At 70.3% G+C, this 17,167-nt stretch carries 13 protein-coding genes; 1 reads left to right on the top strand and 12 read right to left on the bottom strand.

The features are described from left to right. Nucleotides 1–23 precede the first annotated feature (23 nt). The 12 genes from Pla163_RS13700 to Pla163_RS13645 form a co-directional block, all read right to left on the bottom strand. Complete coding sequence (locus Pla163_RS13700) at nucleotides 24–1,160, bottom strand: hypothetical protein (RefSeq protein WP_145189470.1); 1,137 nt, start codon at nucleotides 1,158–1,160, stop codon at nucleotides 24–26. After that, nucleotides 1,157–4,411: a Gldg family protein gene (locus Pla163_RS13695; RefSeq protein ID WP_145189467.1), complete on the bottom strand. Its 3,255-nt coding sequence runs from the start codon at nucleotides 4,409–4,411 to the stop codon at nucleotides 1,157–1,159. Before Pla163_RS13695 ends, Pla163_RS13700 begins: the two co-directional genes overlap by 4 nt. Next, nucleotides 4,411–5,142, bottom strand: coding sequence for an ABC transporter permease subunit (locus Pla163_RS13690; RefSeq protein WP_145189464.1), 732 nt, complete (start codon nucleotides 5,140–5,142; stop codon nucleotides 4,411–4,413). The genes Pla163_RS13695 and Pla163_RS13690 overlap by 1 nt, the downstream gene beginning before the upstream one ends. Next, the gene (locus tag Pla163_RS13685; RefSeq protein ID WP_145189459.1) at nucleotides 5,139–5,885 is read right to left on the bottom strand and encodes an ABC transporter ATP-binding protein; all 747 of its coding nucleotides are present in this window, start codon (nucleotides 5,883–5,885) and stop codon (nucleotides 5,139–5,141) included. The genes Pla163_RS13690 and Pla163_RS13685 overlap by 4 nt, the downstream gene beginning before the upstream one ends. 90 nt (nucleotides 5,886–5,975) lie before the next feature. Continuing rightward, nucleotides 5,976–7,310 carry a DUF6056 family protein gene (locus tag Pla163_RS13680; protein WP_145189456.1) on the bottom strand — a complete coding sequence of 445 codons (1,335 nt, stop codon included), beginning with the start codon at nucleotides 7,308–7,310 and terminating at the stop codon, nucleotides 5,976–5,978. A gap of 20 nt (nucleotides 7,311–7,330) precedes the next feature. Then, the gene (locus Pla163_RS13675) at nucleotides 7,331–7,771 is read right to left on the bottom strand and encodes a DUF7684 family protein (protein WP_145189454.1); all 441 of its coding nucleotides are present in this window, start codon (nucleotides 7,769–7,771) and stop codon (nucleotides 7,331–7,333) included. 78 nt (nucleotides 7,772–7,849) lie between these two features. Next, a complete protein-coding gene (locus Pla163_RS13670) occupies nucleotides 7,850–8,245 on the bottom strand; it encodes a hypothetical protein (protein ID WP_145189451.1) in 396 nt (131 codons plus the stop codon). Further along, nucleotides 8,242–9,279, bottom strand: a complete 1,038-nt coding sequence (locus tag Pla163_RS13665) for an ABC transporter ATP-binding protein (protein WP_145189448.1) — start codon at nucleotides 9,277–9,279, stop codon at nucleotides 8,242–8,244. The genes Pla163_RS13670 and Pla163_RS13665 overlap by 4 nt, the downstream gene beginning before the upstream one ends. Next, entirely contained in the window at nucleotides 9,276–10,295 is a 1,020-nt protein-coding gene (locus Pla163_RS13660) for an ABC transporter ATP-binding protein (RefSeq protein ID WP_145189445.1), read from the bottom strand. Before Pla163_RS13660 ends, Pla163_RS13665 begins: the two co-directional genes overlap by 4 nt. Beyond that, complete coding sequence (locus tag Pla163_RS13655) at nucleotides 10,295–11,800, bottom strand: ABC transporter permease (protein WP_145189442.1); 1,506 nt, start codon at nucleotides 11,798–11,800, stop codon at nucleotides 10,295–10,297. The genes Pla163_RS13660 and Pla163_RS13655 overlap by 1 nt, the downstream gene beginning before the upstream one ends. Before the next feature lies 1 nt (nucleotide 11,801). Beyond that, nucleotides 11,802–12,872 (bottom strand): ABC transporter permease, encoded by a 1,071-nt coding sequence (locus Pla163_RS13650; protein ID WP_145189439.1) that lies wholly within the window; start codon nucleotides 12,870–12,872, stop codon nucleotides 11,802–11,804. Nucleotides 12,873–12,878: 6 nt separating this feature from the next. Continuing rightward, nucleotides 12,879–14,705 carry a peptide ABC transporter substrate-binding protein gene (locus tag Pla163_RS13645; RefSeq protein ID WP_419185938.1) on the bottom strand — a complete coding sequence of 609 codons (1,827 nt, stop codon included), beginning with the start codon at nucleotides 14,703–14,705 and terminating at the stop codon, nucleotides 12,879–12,881. 326 nt (nucleotides 14,706–15,031) lie between these two features. Here Pla163_RS13645 and Pla163_RS13640 point away from each other — a divergent pair, with 326 nt between their 5' ends. Further along, nucleotides 15,032–17,161, top strand: coding sequence for an ABC transporter substrate-binding protein (locus Pla163_RS13640; protein WP_145189433.1), 2,130 nt, complete (start codon nucleotides 15,032–15,034; stop codon nucleotides 17,159–17,161). Nucleotides 17,162–17,167: the final 6 nt, after the last annotated feature.

Genomic DNA, 17,167 nt, shown 5'->3' with positions numbered 1-17,167 from the left:
CCTCGAGCGGCGCGGCCCCGACGTCAACGCACGGGGCCGCGCAGGTACGGATCCCAGGGGATCGACGCACCGGGGGTCTCGAGCTGGCTCGTGCTGGGCGTGAGCAGGCGCGCGGGTTCCGCGGCGATCTGGAACGCCACCTGGGTGTCCGTGTTGATCACGAGGCGCGAGCCGTCGAGTTGGATGGGGCCGACCAACAGCTCGACCAGTTCGTTCTGCGCGCTCACGAGCGTGATGCGCACGTCCGGTCGCGCGGTGATCGACTCCGGCACCGAGCGCGGGTCGACGGCGCGCACCACCGGCACGCGGCCGAGGAACAGCGTGTAGCCGGTCGACAGGATCGGGTGGGCGCGCCGCCACGGATCGAGCGCCGAGTCGCGCACGTCCCAGGCGGTCAGGCCGGCCGCCAACTCCGGATCGACCACGCGCACCAGTTCGAAGCCGCTGCCATCCGCACGATCGACGAACACGCGCGCGAGGCCGCTCTCGAAGCCGACCCAGTCGGGCGGGACGACGAAGGGCAGCACCAGGGGCGGCAGCTGGTTCGGATCGAGGGTCGTGGGCGGCCGGAAGGCGCCGTCGATCGAGCGCGCCAGCCTCAACACCTCGTCCCGGGCCACGCCGTTCGAGACCCGCCGCACGGCGCCGTCGCGACCGACCATGAGCTCGGCCAGCACGTCGCCGCCGCTCTCGGGCTTCAGGGCGTCGGGACCGCGCAGCACCACGCGACGCGCGCGACCCTCGGTGAGATCGAGAGCGGCGAGGCGTCGCTCGAGTTCCGGGCCGGCGGCGACCGGTCCACCCGTCTCCGCTCGCGGCGTCGCGTCGAGGGGGCGCGCGGCCGCCAGCTCGCCGATCAACGCGGTGATGCGATTCGAGTCGGCCGGCGCGAGATGGTGTCCGAGACAACGCCAACGGCCGCGCACGCGCGCGAAGAGCAGCTCGCCGCCGTCCGCGTCGAACAGCGACAGGGCAGTGACGCGCTCCGGCGTTCCGTCCTCGCGCAGGATCTGCCCGGTCTCGTCCAGTTCGAAGAGCGGCACGAAGTCCGCGCGTTCGGCCCCGGGACGCGGTCCGATCCACGCGGTCACAGCCAGCGTGGCCAGGGCGACGACGAGGACGGCGAGGGTGGAGCGCGTCGACCGCGAGAGGGACGTCATCGGACGTCCTCCCGGCGACGTCCGGAGCGAGCGGTCGCGAGCCGGCGCACGAGTCCGAGCAGGAGCGCGAGCAGCGGCGCCGCCGCGAGCGCGACACCGCGCCACCGCAGGCGTGCGTCCGCCTCCACGAGTCCGATGCTGGCGTGCCGTTCGCTGCCGCGCGCGAGCGTTGCGAGCTCGCTCGGCAGCGCGAGGTCCGCCACGACCGCGGTCAGGAACTCGCGCGACCCGAAGCGCTCGTCGAACAGGCGACCGTTCGCGAACAGCGCGGAAGATCCGGCGAGCACGAGGCGACCGTCGGGTTCATGCGCGGCTGTGGACGGCGTTCCATCGGCCGCGGGTGCGTGCCCCGTCTCGTCGGCGGTCGGGAACGGGCCGCTGATCTCGGCCACCAGGGCGCGCGCACCGTCCTTGCGCACGTCGTCGCCGCGGCCGGCGAGCACGTCCTCGCCGAGATAGCCACCCTGCCAGTCGTAGGTCCAAGCCGCTGTGCTGGTCGAGGCGAGGACGCGCGCGCGCAGGCCGCGTTCGGTGAGTCGCTCAAGGTCGAGCACGAGCGCGCCACCGCCGTACCAGGGCAGGTCGCGCAGGCCGTCGAGCAGCGAGTCGGGCGCGTACGCCGCGGCGCTCGCGCGCACCTGGAACGGCAGTGCGCTGTCCTGTTCGGCGGTGGTCCGTCCGCGCGCGTCGCTCTCGGTGCGCACGTCCGCGCGGTCCTCGAACACGAGTGCGTCGAACACGAGATCGTTCGAGACCGTCGCACCGACGTCGGCGAACCACAGGTCGTCGAGGTCGTCGTTCGTCGGTCGCGGCCAGTGCACCACTTCGAGGTCGCGGCCTTCGAGCTGGCGCGCCACGAGTTCGTGCGCCTGGCCCGCGACGAACGCGCCGCCACCCGCGTGGAGATGCGCGGCGAGCACGTCGAGCACGGCGACGATGTTGCGTCGCGGCTGCAGCCACACGAGGGCGTCGGTGTCTTCGGGCAGGCTCGGCGCGTCGGCGTCGAGGTGCAACACGTCGAACCCGTCGCGCACGAGGCGTTCGCGCGCCGCGCTGAACACGTCGCTGCCGGTGGGGGCGAAGAGCTGGAGCTGTTGGAACTCGAGGTGCGCCTCGGCCGACGACAGGCGCGGCGTGGTGCTCGCCACGGCGACGGTCGCGCGTTCGCCGGTCGTCGCGCGCCACAGGGCGTGGGCCAGGCGGAACTCGAGCAGTTCGAAGGCGCGCGCGTCCTCGAACTCGACCGCTTCCGTGCGCTCGCCGACCGTCACGACCAGTCCGAGTCGCAGGCGCCGCGCCGTGCGGACGCCGTCCACGTCGCGCACGACGGTGCGTTCGGGGAGCGGCAGTCGCGCGCGTTCGGTCGCGTCGAGCGCATCGGGATCGAGGGACGCGAACGCGAGACCCGGCACCGCGTTCCCGAGCTCCGCCACGTGCGCGAGCGCGTCCCGGCTCGCCGCCCGCAGGTCGGCCGGCAGGCGGTGCGCGGCCGGCAGCACGAACTCGACGCGCGCCTCGCGGCCGCCCGCCGTCGCTGCGCGAGCGATCGCGACCAGCTGTGGTGCGAGGCTCGACGCGCCGCCGGGCAGAAGGCCGAACACGAGGCCGACGAGCGGGCCGAGCACGAGCAGCACGGCGGCCAGGATCGCGCTCGCGTGCGCGGCTGGGGAGCGGAAGAACGGTCGCGCGGCGCCGGACCGTGCGCCGCTCCGGCGACGCCGCACGAGTGCGACGGCGACGAGCAGCGCGGTCGGCAGTCCCAGACCCAGGGCGCGCCAGCCGAGCTCCGCCCCGCGGCTCGGCAGTTCGAAGACGGGCGGCGTCGCGTAGCGTCCACGCGCGGCGACCAGGCGCTCGGTCGTGGTCGCACCTTCGACGAGCAGGCGCAGCGCGCGCGCCTGGGTGCCGTCCTCGGCCCCCATGAACTCGTCGTGCAGAAAGCGCGGCGCGGCGCAGACCACGACGCGACCGCGCGCGGTGTCGTTCGGTTCGAGCTCCACGAGCAGCGGCAGCTTGGGCAGAGCGAGCCCGTTCGCGCGCGAGAGGTCCGCGGCCGGGACGCCGCGTTCGAGGTCCTGGTCCGGGCCCGGCGCGAACGAACGGTCGCTGCTGGTGGCGAGCACGTGCGCGCGCCAGCCCAGTTCGGTCAGGCGCGCCTCGTCGAGCGCCAGCGCCGTGGGGGAAGCGGCGACGAGCGTCGCGTTCGGCTGGCCCGCGTAGCGCCGGAAGTCCTGGTTGGGAGCGATCGCGCGCAGGGCGAAGGGCAGGCGCAGGATCTGGTCGCTGTTCGTCCCGGGCTCCCGGGCGAGCATCTCCACGCACATCTCGTCGAACAGCAGCGCGTCGAGTTCCTCGAGTGCGAAGGCCGACCACAGCGGTGCGAGGTCGACCGCGCGCCGAGTGCTGACGACGGTCGCCGCGGCGCTCGGGTCGTCGCTGGCGCGCTCGATCCGGTCCTCGCGCGCGCCGGCGGTGACGATCGCCGAGGCGCCGCGGGCGAGCAGCGTCTCGACCCGAGCCAGCGCTCCCGCCGCGAGCTGTTCCGCGTTCGGTTCGAGCCACACGAACAGGTCGGCGGTCTGGAGCGCGCTCTCGACGCTCTCACCGTTCGAGGTCGCGCCCTCGAAGTCGGTGAAGTCGACCAGTTCGCCGAGGCGCGAGAGCTGGGCGCGCACGAGTCCGTAGCCGGCTCCGGGGGCGCAGAGGGCGATGCGCGGGCGGGTGGGGCGCTCGAACAGCTCGAGATGCGCCTCGATCCGACGTTGCAGTTGGTCCAGGTCGTCCGGCACCAGGCCTTCGAGCAGCACCGTCCGACCGTTCGCGCCCGAGAGCTCGACCGTGGCGAACACCGACGCCTCGCTCCAGCCGTCGCGGCGCACCAGCCGGACCCGTCGCTCGGCCACACCGCGCGCCGTGGCGAACGCGCGCGCGTCCGGGTCCGCGCCCGGGTGCACGAGCGTCCAACCGAAGCGGCCATCGGTCGCGCGCTCGAGCCGCTCGAACAGCTCGGTCAACTCCGACTCGAGCCCGCGCAGGGCGGTCGGCAGGTCCTCGCGCTCGGTCACGTAGAGCGTGGCCAGCACGGGAGTCGAGTGCGCGTCGATCGCCGCCACGAGCGCCGGTTCGGGCGCCAGCCGCAGCGCGCGTCCGACCTCGACCGAAGCGGTGCGCTCGCCCACGCGCGCCGTCACCTGCAGCGCCGCGGCCAGGCACAGGACAAGCGCAACGAACCAGAAGAGGGTCCGCGCCATCAGTCGCGGTGGCCGTCGAGAAAGCGCGCGGTCGCCCACAACAGCGCGGCACTGCCGAGGATCGCGTACGCGGCGCTGTCGAGCGTCAGTCGTCCGGCGGCCCAGCGCTCCATGTGCGGCAGGATCGAGACGCGCTCGAACAGGAACGAGCCGGCGGCCAACTGGGGCGCGAGTCCGTCGAGCACGCCGACCACTTCTTCGCGGCCGGTCAGCACGAGGAACAGTCCGAGCACCGTCGCGACGACGAAGGCCACGACCTGGTCACGCGTGAGCGCCGAACAGAGTCCACCGAGCGCGAGCAGCAGCGCCCCCGCGCCGAACGCGCCCGCGAAGCCACCTGCGAGACGCGCGCCGTCGGGTTCGCCGAGGACGAACAGCATCACTACCAGCGGCGCCGCCGTCGCGAGCAGGACCGCCAACATCGCGAGCAGCGCCAGGTACTTGCCGAGCACCGCTTCGAACGTGCGCATCGGCAGGGTCAGCAGCAGTTCGACCGTGCGGTGCTTGCGCTCCTCGGCCCACGAACGCATCGCGAGCGCGGGCAGGAACACCGCCAGCAAGAGGGGCAACACGTCGAAGTACGCGTCCAGCTCGAGCCGCCCCGCGAGGAAGAACTCGTTCATGAACAGCGCGTTCGCGAGCAACCCGAAGCCCGCGATCTGCACGTAGGCGATCGCCGAGTCGAACGTGGCGCCCAACTCGCGGCGCGCGACCTCGATGGCGCCCCTCACGAGTGGACCTCGCTCGCGGCGGGCCGGTCGCGCACGAGTTCGAGCACCAGGGCCTCGAGGGTCGTGCCGGCGGCGCTGGCTTCGTCCTGCAACGTCGCGATCGCGGCGTCGCGCACCAGGCGGCCGCGGTGGATCACGAGTACGCGGTCGCAGATCGCCTCGACCTCGGCCAGCACGTGGCTCGAGAACAGGATCGCGCGCCCGTCGCGCAGCTCGAACAGGAAGTCGCGGAAGGCCGCGACCTGGACGGGATCGAGGCCGTGCGTCGGCTCGTCGAGCAGGATCGCGCGCGGGTCGTGCAGGAGCGCCGCCGCCAGGCCGATGCGCTGGCGGAAGCCCTTCGAACACTGGTTCACGCGCTTGTGGAGCACGTCGCCGAGGGTGCACGCGTTCGTGACCCAGGCCATGCGCTCCTCGAGCCGTGCCCCGCGGATGCGCCGCGCGCGACCGACGAAGCGCAGGAACGCGTCGACGTTCATGCCCTCGTACAGCGGGTTGTGCTCGGGCAGGTAGCCGAGCACGCGTCGCACCGCCAGCGGGTCCGTGCGCGTGTCGTGACCGGCCACGCGGATCGTGCCCGACGTGGGCTCGGCCCAGGTGGCGATCGATTTCAAGAGCGTCGACTTGCCCGCGCCGTTCGGGCCCAGGAAGCCGACGATCTCGCCCGGGGCGATGCGCGCCGAGAAGCGCTCGACGGCCAGGTCGCGCCCGTAGCGCTTGGTGAAGTCCTCGACCTCGATCATGGAGCGAGGAAGGTAGCAGAGGGCCGACGGATCCCGGTCATGCCTGGAGCCCTCGAGGCGCCGCTCGACCGCGCGTTCCTCCGCAGTGGTTCAGTCCTTCGACGTTCCGCGCTCGACCCGGACCGAGCGCGCTCCGAAGAACTCGGCGAAGCGCGCGTTGGCCCAGTGGTCGGCGTTCGACGCCATGGTCGAACGCGGGAGCAGTCGCGGGCGGCTCGGGGGCGGGTCGAGGACGACGTCGCCGCCCGTGCGAGCCGCCGCGTACCAGTCCGCGCGCGCCGCGCTCCAACGCTGGGGCCGTCCGTCCTCGAGGTCGGCGACTCCTGCGCGCAGCGGGCCGGGCATGGCGAGACCGACGAGCACGAGCGCGAGACCCACCGCCAGGATGCCGCCGTTCACAGGCCGCGAGGAGCTGGCACCGGCGCGCGCGGCGATCGCGACCGCTCCGAGGACGAACACCACATGTCCGACCGCGAGGAGTCGATGGGGGACCCAACCGCCCGTCAGCACGGCGGGGGCGAGGAGTGCCGCGACGCTGGCCGCGAGCCACCAGGCGACGCCGGTCCACGGCGAGCGCGAACGGGCGGGCGCGGTCGGGCGCGCAGTCGCACCGCCGCGCGCCGCCTGGGCGAAGGCCACGAGTACGGCACCGATCAGGAGCGGATCGAACGCCCAGTCGGGCAGGTGCAGCGCGAGCCGTTCGAAGGCGGGCGCGAGCTGTGCCGCTGCGTCGCGCTCGGCCGCGAGGGTCGCGCGGGCCCGTTCGCCGTTGCCGGGTGCGACGACCACCACGATCAGGCCGATCACGGCGGCGGCGAGTGGTGCGCGGACGCGGCGTTCGTGCAGGGCCAGGGCGCCGAGCGCGAGGACGCACAGGCCACCGACGACCTCGTGCAGACCGCTCGCGGCGACGGCGAGGACGCACGCACCGGCCGCGGCGCCGGATCTGTGGACCTGCGCGAGGCCGACCGCTCCCAGGGCGGCGCCGAGCGCGACCAGGTACGTGATCGCGCCGCTGATCCAGAAGAACGTCTCGGCCACTTCTTCGGTCCCGAGTGCAGCGAGGACGAGCGCGAACAGGGCGACCGCACCGACCGCCGCCGGCCCGCGGCGCAGGGCGAGCGTTCCGCGCAGGGCCAGGTACAGCCCGCTCGCGAACGCGATCCACGCGCCGAGCAACAGCGCCGTGTCGTGGCGCACCGGATCGAGCGCGCCGAGCAGCCCGCCCAGGAATGCGAACGACAGCCAGCGCCCCGACCAGTGCAGGTACTGGTGCGCGGCGAACTCGAACGGTCCGCTCGCCGCACCGCGCACGGCGAAGGCGAAGTCGTCGTCCACCGGCTCGCTGAACACGAGCGTGGCCAGCGCGGTCGCGAGACAGGCGGCGACGGCGAGGGCCAGAGCGCCCAGGACGACTCGTCGCAATAGGGAAGCGGAACCTGCGCTCATCCCGAGCACCGCTTCAGTGCGCGTGTGATCAGGTCGTCGTACTTCTCCTGTGTCACCTCGAGTACGGCGACGACGGTGGTCGGGCCGCGGTATCCGGAGGTCGGCCGGATGATCAAGGCGAGTTCGAGCGCTTCTTCGAACGTCTCGTCGCTGTGCTGGCTGGTCAGGAGCACATCGCCGTCCGCATCCGGAGGCCGTGTTCCATCCACCTCGAGCATGACGTCGGTCCAGTCCACGGAGTCCTCGACTTCCTCGCAGCCGTCGCCCCATGCGCAGACGCAGCCGCAGTTGGTGGCGATCAGTGCGTTCGAGAACGCCTCGAGTTCGTCCGCGGTGGCGTGCTCCGCATCCCACACGACGAGCGCCACGTAGCCGCGCGGCAACCGCTCCAGCACGCCGGTCGCGTCACTGGGATCGTCGATGCGAACGCGAAGCATGTCACGCCCCGACTCGGCGTCGCGACCGACGGGTTCCGGCCGGGCATCCATCGGTCTGGGCACGCTCCGGCCGGCGGCTCAGAGCCCGCCCGCCGCGACGAGCACGACGACCAACAGCGCGAGCATCCCCAGGCCGTGCACCACGAGCCCGAGCAGAGCGAGCTTCGCCCCGCGCGGGGCACCGCGCTTCACCCGTTGGCGCAGGGGCGTCGCGTCGCCCTTCGGCCACGCGTCCTTCGGCAGCGGCACGACCGGACAGGAACGCCACAGCATCAACGTCGAGCCCGGCATCAAGAGCGCGAGCACCGCGGTCGCACGCATCCAGGTCCCGAGCCACGGGTGCTCGGTGATGTTCTGGTCGGCGGCGAGCTCGGGCATGCTCGCCACCAGGACGGCCACGAGCACCAGTGCGACCGCTCCGTTCACGAGGCAGACCCACGGGCCGATCTTGTTCGGCAGCTCCCAGCCGGTCATCGCGACGTTCCCGCGGCGGCGCCGGTCCCGGCCGACTCGCGCGCGCGCAGGTGGCAGGCGGTGCGGCAGGTCGTGCTGTCCGCCACTTCTTCCAGGTGGGGAACGATCGTGGTGCAGGGCAGCTCGACCTCCTTCGTCATCTCCTGGCAGCGCGGGTGGAACGTGCAGCCCGTCGGCGGGTGCGTGGGGGACGGCACGTCGCCCGTCAGCACGATGCGTCGGCGCGCGCGTTCGAGCACCGGATCGGGCACGGGGATCGCCGACAACAGCGCGCGCGTGTACGGGTGCTGCGGACGCGCGTACAGCTCGTCGCGATCGGCGATCTCGGCCACGCGGCCCAGGTACATGACGGCGATGCGATCGCACAGGTGCCGCACCACGGCCAGGTCGTGCGCGATGAACAGGTAGGCCAGGTCGAAGCGCTGCTGCAGGTCCTTCAAGAGGTTGAGCACCTGGGACTGGATCGACACGTCGAGCGCGGAGACCGGCTCGTCGCAGATGATCAGTTCGGGCTCCAGCGCCAGCGCGCGTGCGATGCCGACCCGTTGCCGCTGGCCGCCGGAGAACTCGTGCGGGTAGCGGTTGATGTGACGGGGATTGAGGCCCACCGCGTCGAGCAGCTCGAGCGTCTTCAACCGGCGATCGCGCGGCTTCTTCGTCGTGTGCAGCTCGAGCGGCTCGGACAGGATCGAGCCCACCGTCATGCGCGGGTTCAAGCTGGCGTACGGGTCCTGGAAGATCATCTGCATGCGGCGACGCAGCGGCTTCCAGCCCTCCGAGCGCAGGCCGGTGAGCTCCACGCCGTCGAAGCGGATCGAGCCGGACGTGGCCGGTTGCAGTCCGATCACGCAGCGCGCGGTGGTGGACTTGCCGCAGCCGGACTCGCCGACCAGACCGAGGCTGCGCCCGCGTTCCAGTTCGAACGACACGCCGTCCACCGCGTGCAGATGGCCTTCGGGCTTGCTGAACAGACCCTTCGAGCCGTAGGGGAACTTCTTGACGAGGTCGCGGACGACCAGGAGCGGTTCGCTCATCGGGTTTCCTCCTCGCCGCTCGCGATCGTTCCTCGGGCCGCCAGGCGCGCGCGTTCGTGGCAAGCGGAAGCGCGACCCCCGAAACCGTCGAGTTCGCCCAGCTCGGGCGCCTCGGTCGTGCAGCGATCCACGCGCCAGGCGCAGCGCGGCTCGAACGAACAGCCGGGCGGCAGGTGCGCCAGGTCCGGCGGTTGGCCGTCGATCGACGAGAGGCGTTCGTTCGGATCGCCCGTCAGGGTCGGGATCGAGGTCAACAGGCCTTCGGTGTACGGGTGCAGCGGTCGTTGGAACAGCGGCAGTGCGGCGGCGCGTTCGACCACGCGGCCGGCGTACATGACCTGCACCTTGTCGCTCATGCCCGCCACGACGCCGAGGTCGTGGGTGATGAGGATGATCGCGGTGCCGTGGTCCTTCTGCAGGCGTTGCATCAGCTCGAGGATCTGGGCCTGGATCGTCACGTCGAGCGCGGTGGTCGGCTCGTCGGCGATCAGCACCTTCGGGTTGCACAGAAGGCCCATCGCGATCATCACGCGCTGGCGCATGCCGCCCGAGAGTTCGTGCGGGTAGGCGTCGAGGCGCTCTTCGGGCGAGGGGATGCCCACGTCGCCCAGAGCCTTCGCACAGCGCGTGCGCGCGGCCCGGCGCGTGATGCCCTCGTGGGTCTCGAGCACCTCCGACAGCTGGCGTTCCACCGTGATCAGCGGGTTCAGGCTGGTCATCGGGTCCTGGAAGATCATCGACATCCGGCCGCCGCGGATGCGCCGCAGCTGCTTCTGCGAGAGCTTGGAGATGTCCTCGCCCTCGAAGTGGATCGACTCGGCCGTGACCACGCCGGGGGGCGACGGGACGAGGCCCATGATCGCGAGGCTCGTGACCGACTTGCCCGAACCGGACTCACCGACGATGCCGAGCGTCTCGCCCTCCTCGATGGAGAACGACACGTCGCGCACCGCTTCGACCGTGCCCTGGTGCGTCTCGAAACGCACGTTCAAGTGTCTGACGTCGAGCACGGCCATCAGTCCTTGCCTCGCAGTTTGGGGTCGAGGGCGTCGCGCAGTCCGTCGCCGAGGATGTTGAGGGCGAGGAGCGTGGCGGCCATGGCGGCGGCGGGATAGATCACGAGCCACCAGAAGGTCTTGATCGAGCTGATGGCCTCGCTGCCGTCCACGGCCAGAAGGCCCCAGGACACGCGGGGCGATTCCACGCCGAGTCCGAGGAACGACAGGAAGGCCTCGAACAGCATCACCTGAGGAATGGTGAGCGTCAGGTACACGATCACGACCGACAGGACGTTCGGGACGATGTGCACGAAGATGATCCGCGCGCTGCTGGCGCCGACGACGCGCGCGGCCTCCACGAACTCCTGGTTCTTCAGGCTCAGCACCTGACCACGCACCACCCGGGACATGGTCAGCCAGTAGATGGCTCCGATGACCAGGTAGAAGACGGTCATGCGGTTGATGCCGTAGCCCTCGAGCGTCTCCCGGTGAGCGTTCAGGAACGTGATCAGGAAGATGACCACGAAGATGAACGGGATCGAGTACAGGACGTCGACGATCCGCATCATCAGGTTGTCGACGCGCCCGCCGAGGAATCCCGCCGTCGCGCCGTAGGTCACACCCAGGATCAGGCTGACGAGGGAGGCGATCAGGCTGACCTGGATCGAGATGCGGCTACCCCAGACGATGCGGCTCAGGACGTCGCGGCCCTTGCTGTCCGTGCCGAGCAGCGGTCCGACCTGCCAGGTGCCGAAGATCGCCTCGCGCACGCGCAGCATCCAGCGGTCGAAGAAAGGAAGGTCGGTCCACAGGCCGGCGCGGTACTGCACGTCGAGCAGCTCGGCGCCGGCGGGCAGCATGGAGCGGCCGTCGGCCAGGCGTTCCTCGAGGACGCCGCGCAGGCCGGTCTCACCTTTGTTGCGCGGAGCATCGAAGAAGCGGTGCACGACGGCGTAGCGCTGGATGCGCGTCCCGGGGACGTTGCCGGGCTTCTCGTAGACGACCGGCTCGCGGCCGGTGGCCGATTCGATCCAATCGAGGACCTGCGGATCACCTTCGACGACCTGCGGACGCGCTGCGGGCGGATCGCTGGGGAGCGTGACGTCGACGTAGGTCCGGTGCTGCCAGCCGTCGTCGAAGAGGCTGCCGAAGGAACGCGTCGCTCCCATGCCGAACTCTGTGAACGCTTCGGTGTCCACGTCGTCCGGCGCGGCGCGATCGACGCGCGGGTTCGCCTCCCAGGGCCAAAGCGGTGCCCGGGGTTCGATCTGCAGGTTGAGCTGACTTGGCGACGCGAGCGGGAGCAGCGGCGCGAAGAAGGACATCAGGCCGAAGGCGGCGAGGAACAGCAGGCTGACGTAGGCCGAGCGATTGCGCCGCAGTCGGCGCCAGGCGTCCTGCCACAGGCTCTCGCCCTTGAAGGCTTCGGCCTCCTCCATCAGCTTCTCGAGGCGCGCGGACTCGGCGTCAGCGGCCTCGTCCTGCGCCGTACTCGCGGCCGTCGTGGTGAAGTTCTCCGACATGTCAGGACTCCTCCAACTTGATCCGCGGGTCGAGCAGCGTGTAGGCCAGGTCCACGAGCGTGTTCAGGCTGTACACGAGCACCGTGTAGAGGATCGTGACGCCCATCGCGAGGGTGTAGTCGCGGTTGAGCGCGCTGTTGATGAAGTGCGAGCCCGTGCCCGGGATGCCGAACAGACGCTCGATCACGAGGCTTCCGGTCAGGATGCCCGCGACCGCCGGACCGAGGTAGCTGACCACCGGCAACAGGCCGCCCTTGAGCGCGTGACGGAAGAGCACCAGTCGATCCGGCAGACCCTTCGCGCGAGCGGTGCGGATGTGGTCCTGGCTGAAGACCTCGAGCATCCCTGTGCGCGTCAGGCGCGCGATGTAGGCCGCGAACGGCGCGCCGAGCGCGAGTGACGGCAACAGGATGTGACGCGGTGCCCCCCAACCGGCCACGGGCAACGCTTCCACGTTGAACGCGATCCACATGATCAGGAAGCCCGCGATCACGAAGTTGGGCAGAGCGATGCCCATCGTCGCCACGAGCCGCAGCGACAGGTCCCAACCCGTTCCGCGCCGCAGGGCCGACGCGACGCCGGCGGTCAGCCCGAGCAGGAGCGCCCACAACAGGCCGATCGAGCCCAGCGCGACCGAGATCGGTAGCGACTGGCCGATGATGTCGTTGACCGAGAAGTCCTTCAGCTTGAAGGAAGGGCCGAAGTCGAACGCCAGCACGCCGCCGAACAGGTCGGTGCGGTAGCGCGCGTTCGGGACGGTGCGCGTGGTGGCGGAAGGGTCGTCGTTCGCCGCCGCCTCGCGGGCCGAGACCGGTTCCTCGATCGTCTTCGTGCTGAAGATGCCCGAGGTCTCGTCCAGGTTGAACGGGCCGATGTACTGGACGTACTGCTTCCACTGGGGCCAGTCGAGGTGGTACTGGCGCTCGATGTTCGCCTTGATGACCGGGTCGATCTCACGCTCGCCGTCGAACGGACCGCCCGGCACGTTGCGCATCAGGAAGAACGACAGGGTGACGACGGCCCACAGGGTGAGCGCGCCCCACAGCAGTCGCCGTAGGAGGAATGCGAGCATCGCGGGTCAGTCGTGGAGGGGGGAGAGGCGCTGGCGCGGGTCGCCGTCCGGGAAGCGGCCACGCGGTGCGGAGGGCGGGTAGATGCCGCCCTTCGGTCCGGGAGCGTCCACGACCGCGTTGGTCTCGTAGTACTCGGGCTGCGTGGCGCGGTAGGCGTCCAGCTCTTCGTCGCTGCGCAGGTACCACCACTTGGGGAACTGCTCGTTCAAGAGGTTGCCGGGGAAGCCGCCCACGCGCGGATTGAGCATGTTCTGCGTCACGTACGAGTAGATCGGGATGACGGGCAACTCGTCCATCAGGATCGCCTCGGCCTCGCGGAAGTACTCGAAACGCTGCGCTGGATCGCGCTCCTTCTTGGCGGCGTAGATCAGCTCGTCGTAGCGCGCGTTCCCCCAGCCGGTCTTGTTGTTCTCGCCGCCGTCCAGGAACAGGTCGAGGAACGTGTTGGGGTCGATGTAGTCGCCGATCCAGGCCGAACGCGACACGTCGTAGTCGAGGTTGGTCTGGCTGCCGAGGTAGACCTTCCACTCCTGGTTCGCGAGCTTGGCGGTCAGGCCGAGGTTGCGCTGCCAGGAGTCGGCCACGACCTCGGCGATGTCCCGGTGCGCCTCGGACGTGTTGTAGAGGATCTCGATCGTCGGCAGCGGCTTGCCGCCGGCGCCGTAGCCCGCTTCCTTCATCAGCGCCGCAGCTTCCCGACAGTCGTCGGCGAAGGTGACGTCGTAGTTGCCGTCGAGGTCGGCCTTGCGCTCCATCTCGGCGTACTCGTAGCCGTCCATGCCGTAGGGCACGAACGAGTACCAGGGGATCTGGCCCGACTTCGTGATCTTCTCGGTGATGCGCTTGCGGTCGATCGTCAGGGCCAGTGCGCGGCGGATGCGCGGGTCGTCGAACGGTTCACGCGTGACGTTCACGCGGTAGAAGTACGTGCCGAAGTAGGGCATCGGGCTGTAGTCCTCGCGTTCCAAGAGACGCGGAACGAGCATGGTCGGGACCACGTCCAACCAGTACGCGTCGCCCTGCAGGTACAGGTTGAGGCCCGTCGTGTAGTTCTCGACCGCCAGCGCGTCGATCGACTGGAACGCGACCGCGTCGGCGTCCCAGTAGAGTTCGTTCTTCTCGAGGCGGATGCGGTCGTTCACCCTCCGGAAGCCCACCTTGTAGGGCCCGTTGGTGACGATGTTCTCGGGTTTCAGCCACTCGAGCTTCCACGCATCGCCCGGGTACTTCTCCATGGCCTCGGCGATGTTGCGCTCGTTGACCGGGAACATCGGGTAGAAGCCCGTCAGCTGGAGGAAGAACTCGGTCGGCTTCTCCAGCACGACCTCGAGCGTGAAGTCGTCGGCCGCTCGGATGCCCACCGTGTCGAACGACAGCGTCGGGGCGCCCGTGTTGGGATCGACGGTGGTGGTGTAGGCCTTCGCGCCCTTCACGTACCAGAGCTGGTAGGCGTACTCGGCCGCGGTGAGGGGGTTGAGGAAGCGCTCCCAGGAGAAGACGAAGTCGTGAGCGGTCAGTTGGTCGCCGTTCGTCCAGAACGCGTTCTCGCGGATCTTGAACGTGTAGACGAGACCGTCGTCGCTGATCGTCCAGGACTCGGCCATGCCCGGAAGGGCGGCCAGGGTCTCGGGGTCCTTCACCGTCAGGCCCTCGAAGATCGCGCGCAGGATGCGGCCCTCGGGCACGCCGGTCACCACGGCCGGGTCGAGGGTCGCGACCTCGGTGCCGTTGTTGAAGGTGAAGTCGGCGGGGGGGAGCTGGCTCTTGGAGAGCGACCAGGCCGCCAGGACGAGCGGCAGTGCCAGCAGCACCGGCGGCAGCACCGTGCGCACCAGGCTCGCCCCGCCCCGGCGCGACTCGGAGCCCGGGCGCGGACCCCGGCGCGGGGGCGTCCCAGCGGACGGAGCGAATCCCAGGGCGGCGGTCGGGCGGGTCGAGATGCGCTTACGTCTTGTCAGCATTGGGCTTAGGGTGACCAGGCGGCCCCGGGGCGGCGCCTCCGACGGCCTCCGACGGCGGGCCGGGTCCGTCTGGGACCGTCTCGTATATCCTGTGCAGCCCTCGCGGGCCAGAACCGCCGCCGGACAGCCCCCACGGGCCGTGCGGGCGGCGGCTCTCGCATCCGCTCGACATCGCAGGCTCCCACACGATCAACACCATGGGTTCGACGCCGTCCCTCTCCGCCACCCGCCGAAGCCGCTTCCAGGGCGCCTTCGCCGCCGGTTCCGCACTGGTCCTGCCCGCCGTGCTGTGCGGCTCGTTCCTGGGTGGCTCGGCCCTGGCCCAGGAGGAGACGGTCGGCGCCGGCCCGCGCCCGATCGACGAGTTCCACCCGGCCACGCGCGCCGGCGAGCCCCAGCCCCGGCCGGCCTACGGTGGACGGGTGACCCTGCACCTCGAGTCGATGCCCGAGAACATCAACCGGGCGGTCGAGAACTCGGCGGTGACGCGCGAGATCCACCACTCCCTGCACGAGTCCCTGGTGCGCCAGGACTGGGAGAGCTGGGAGTACGAGCCGAACGTGGCGGCGAGCTGGATCACCGAGGACCTGATCGCGATCAAGCCGGAGTTCGCCGACCGCTACCAGACCCAGCAGGTGGCCGACGGCACGGCGCCGCTCGGGCTGAAGGTCAAGGTCCTGATCCCCATGGCGGAGCGCACGTCCGAGGACGTCACCCAGCGCGAAGTCACGGGTGTCTTCGGTCGGGCGGAGGAGACGGAGGGCGGCTGGAAGCTGACACCGGTCGCGAAGGGCAACCCGCTGCCGGAGGGCGGCATCACGGTGCCGAAGGAGCACGTGCTCCAGGTCGAGCTCGGCTGCGTGTTCACGTTCAGCCTGCGCGACGACGCGCTCTGGCACCCGACCGAAGGCTTCGACGCGCACGCGCTCGACGCGCGCGACGTGCAGTTCTCATGGGACATCTTCAACAACCCGAACGTGGACTGCGACGAGATCCGCTTCCAGTTCGTGAAGATCACGCGCGGTGACGTGGTCGACGAGCGCACGGTCCGCTTCTTCTACGAGAGCCAGTACTTCGCGGCACTCGGTTCGGTCGGCGTGGACATGATGCTGCTGCCGTCGCACCTGTACGACCTGTCGGACCCCGACAACCCGCGGTACGACGCGGCCATCGCTCCGGGCGGGGACAGGTACGATCCCGACGAGTTCGCCAAGGTCCAGGGCGACTGGATCAACGACACGGAGTACAACCGCGAGAAGTTCGTCGGTCTCGGCCCGTACCGCATCTCGAAGTTCAACCAGCAGCTCATCGAGGGCCAGCGCTTCGACGGCTACTTCGACAAGTCGCGCGCCGGCTACTTCGACGAGATCCGCTGGCGCCTCGTGGACAACGACGACGCGGCCTGGGTCGCGCTGATCAACGGGGAACTCGACTTCATGTATCGAGTGCCCTCCAGCTACTACACCGGCGAGCAGACCCAGAAGAAGATCTTCACCGACACCTTCTACAAGGGCTACTTCTACACGGGTTCGTACGGCTTCGTCTGTTGGAACCTCAACCGTCCGGCGCTGAAGGACGCGGCGGTTCGACGGGCCCTGGCGATGGCGTTCGACGGCGACGAGTACCTGCGCACGAACTACAAGGGACTCGCTCACCGCGTCACCGGTCCGTTCCCCTACAACTCGTCGGCCTACGACCACTCGGTGAAGCCGCTGCCCTTCGACCCCGAGGCGGCGATCTTCGAACTCGAGGACGCCGGTTGGTACGACCGCAACGGCAACGGCATCGCCGACAAGGACGGCATCGAGCTCGACCTCGAGTTCCTGATGCCCTCGGGCAACAAGGCCAGCCAGACGCTGGGCGAGAAGATGCAGGAGAGCTTCGCCGAGATCGGGGTGCGCATCAGCATCCGCGAGCTCGAGTGGGCCACCTTCATCGAGCGCCTGCAGAACCGCGACTTCGACGGCGGGAACCTGGCCTGGATGCCCGACCTCGAGAGCGACCCCGAGCAGGTCTGGCACTCGCGCTGGGCGGACAAGAACAGCTCGAACTTCTCGGCCTACGGCAACCCGGCGGTGGACGCGCTCATCGAGCGCGGCCAGCGCGAGCTCGACAAGGAGAAGCGCACCGCGATCTGGAACGAGATCCACCGCCTGATCTACGCCGACATGCCGTACCTCTTCGGCTACAACGTTCCGCGCAAGTTCGCGCTGAAGAAGGAGATTCGCGGCTTCCAGTCCTTCGCGATCCGACCCGGGTACGCCGTGCGGTTCTGGCACTATCCCGCGGGCCATCCCGGCACGCGCGCGACGCTCGAGCGCCAGTAGCCCCGA

Origin of the sequence: Rohdeia mirabilis, from assembly GCA_007750655.1 — a bacterium.
Lineage (GTDB): Bacteria > Planctomycetota > UBA1135 > UBA1135.
Note: the sequence above shows the minus strand (reverse complement) of the source record. Positions and strands in the feature narration are given on the sequence as shown.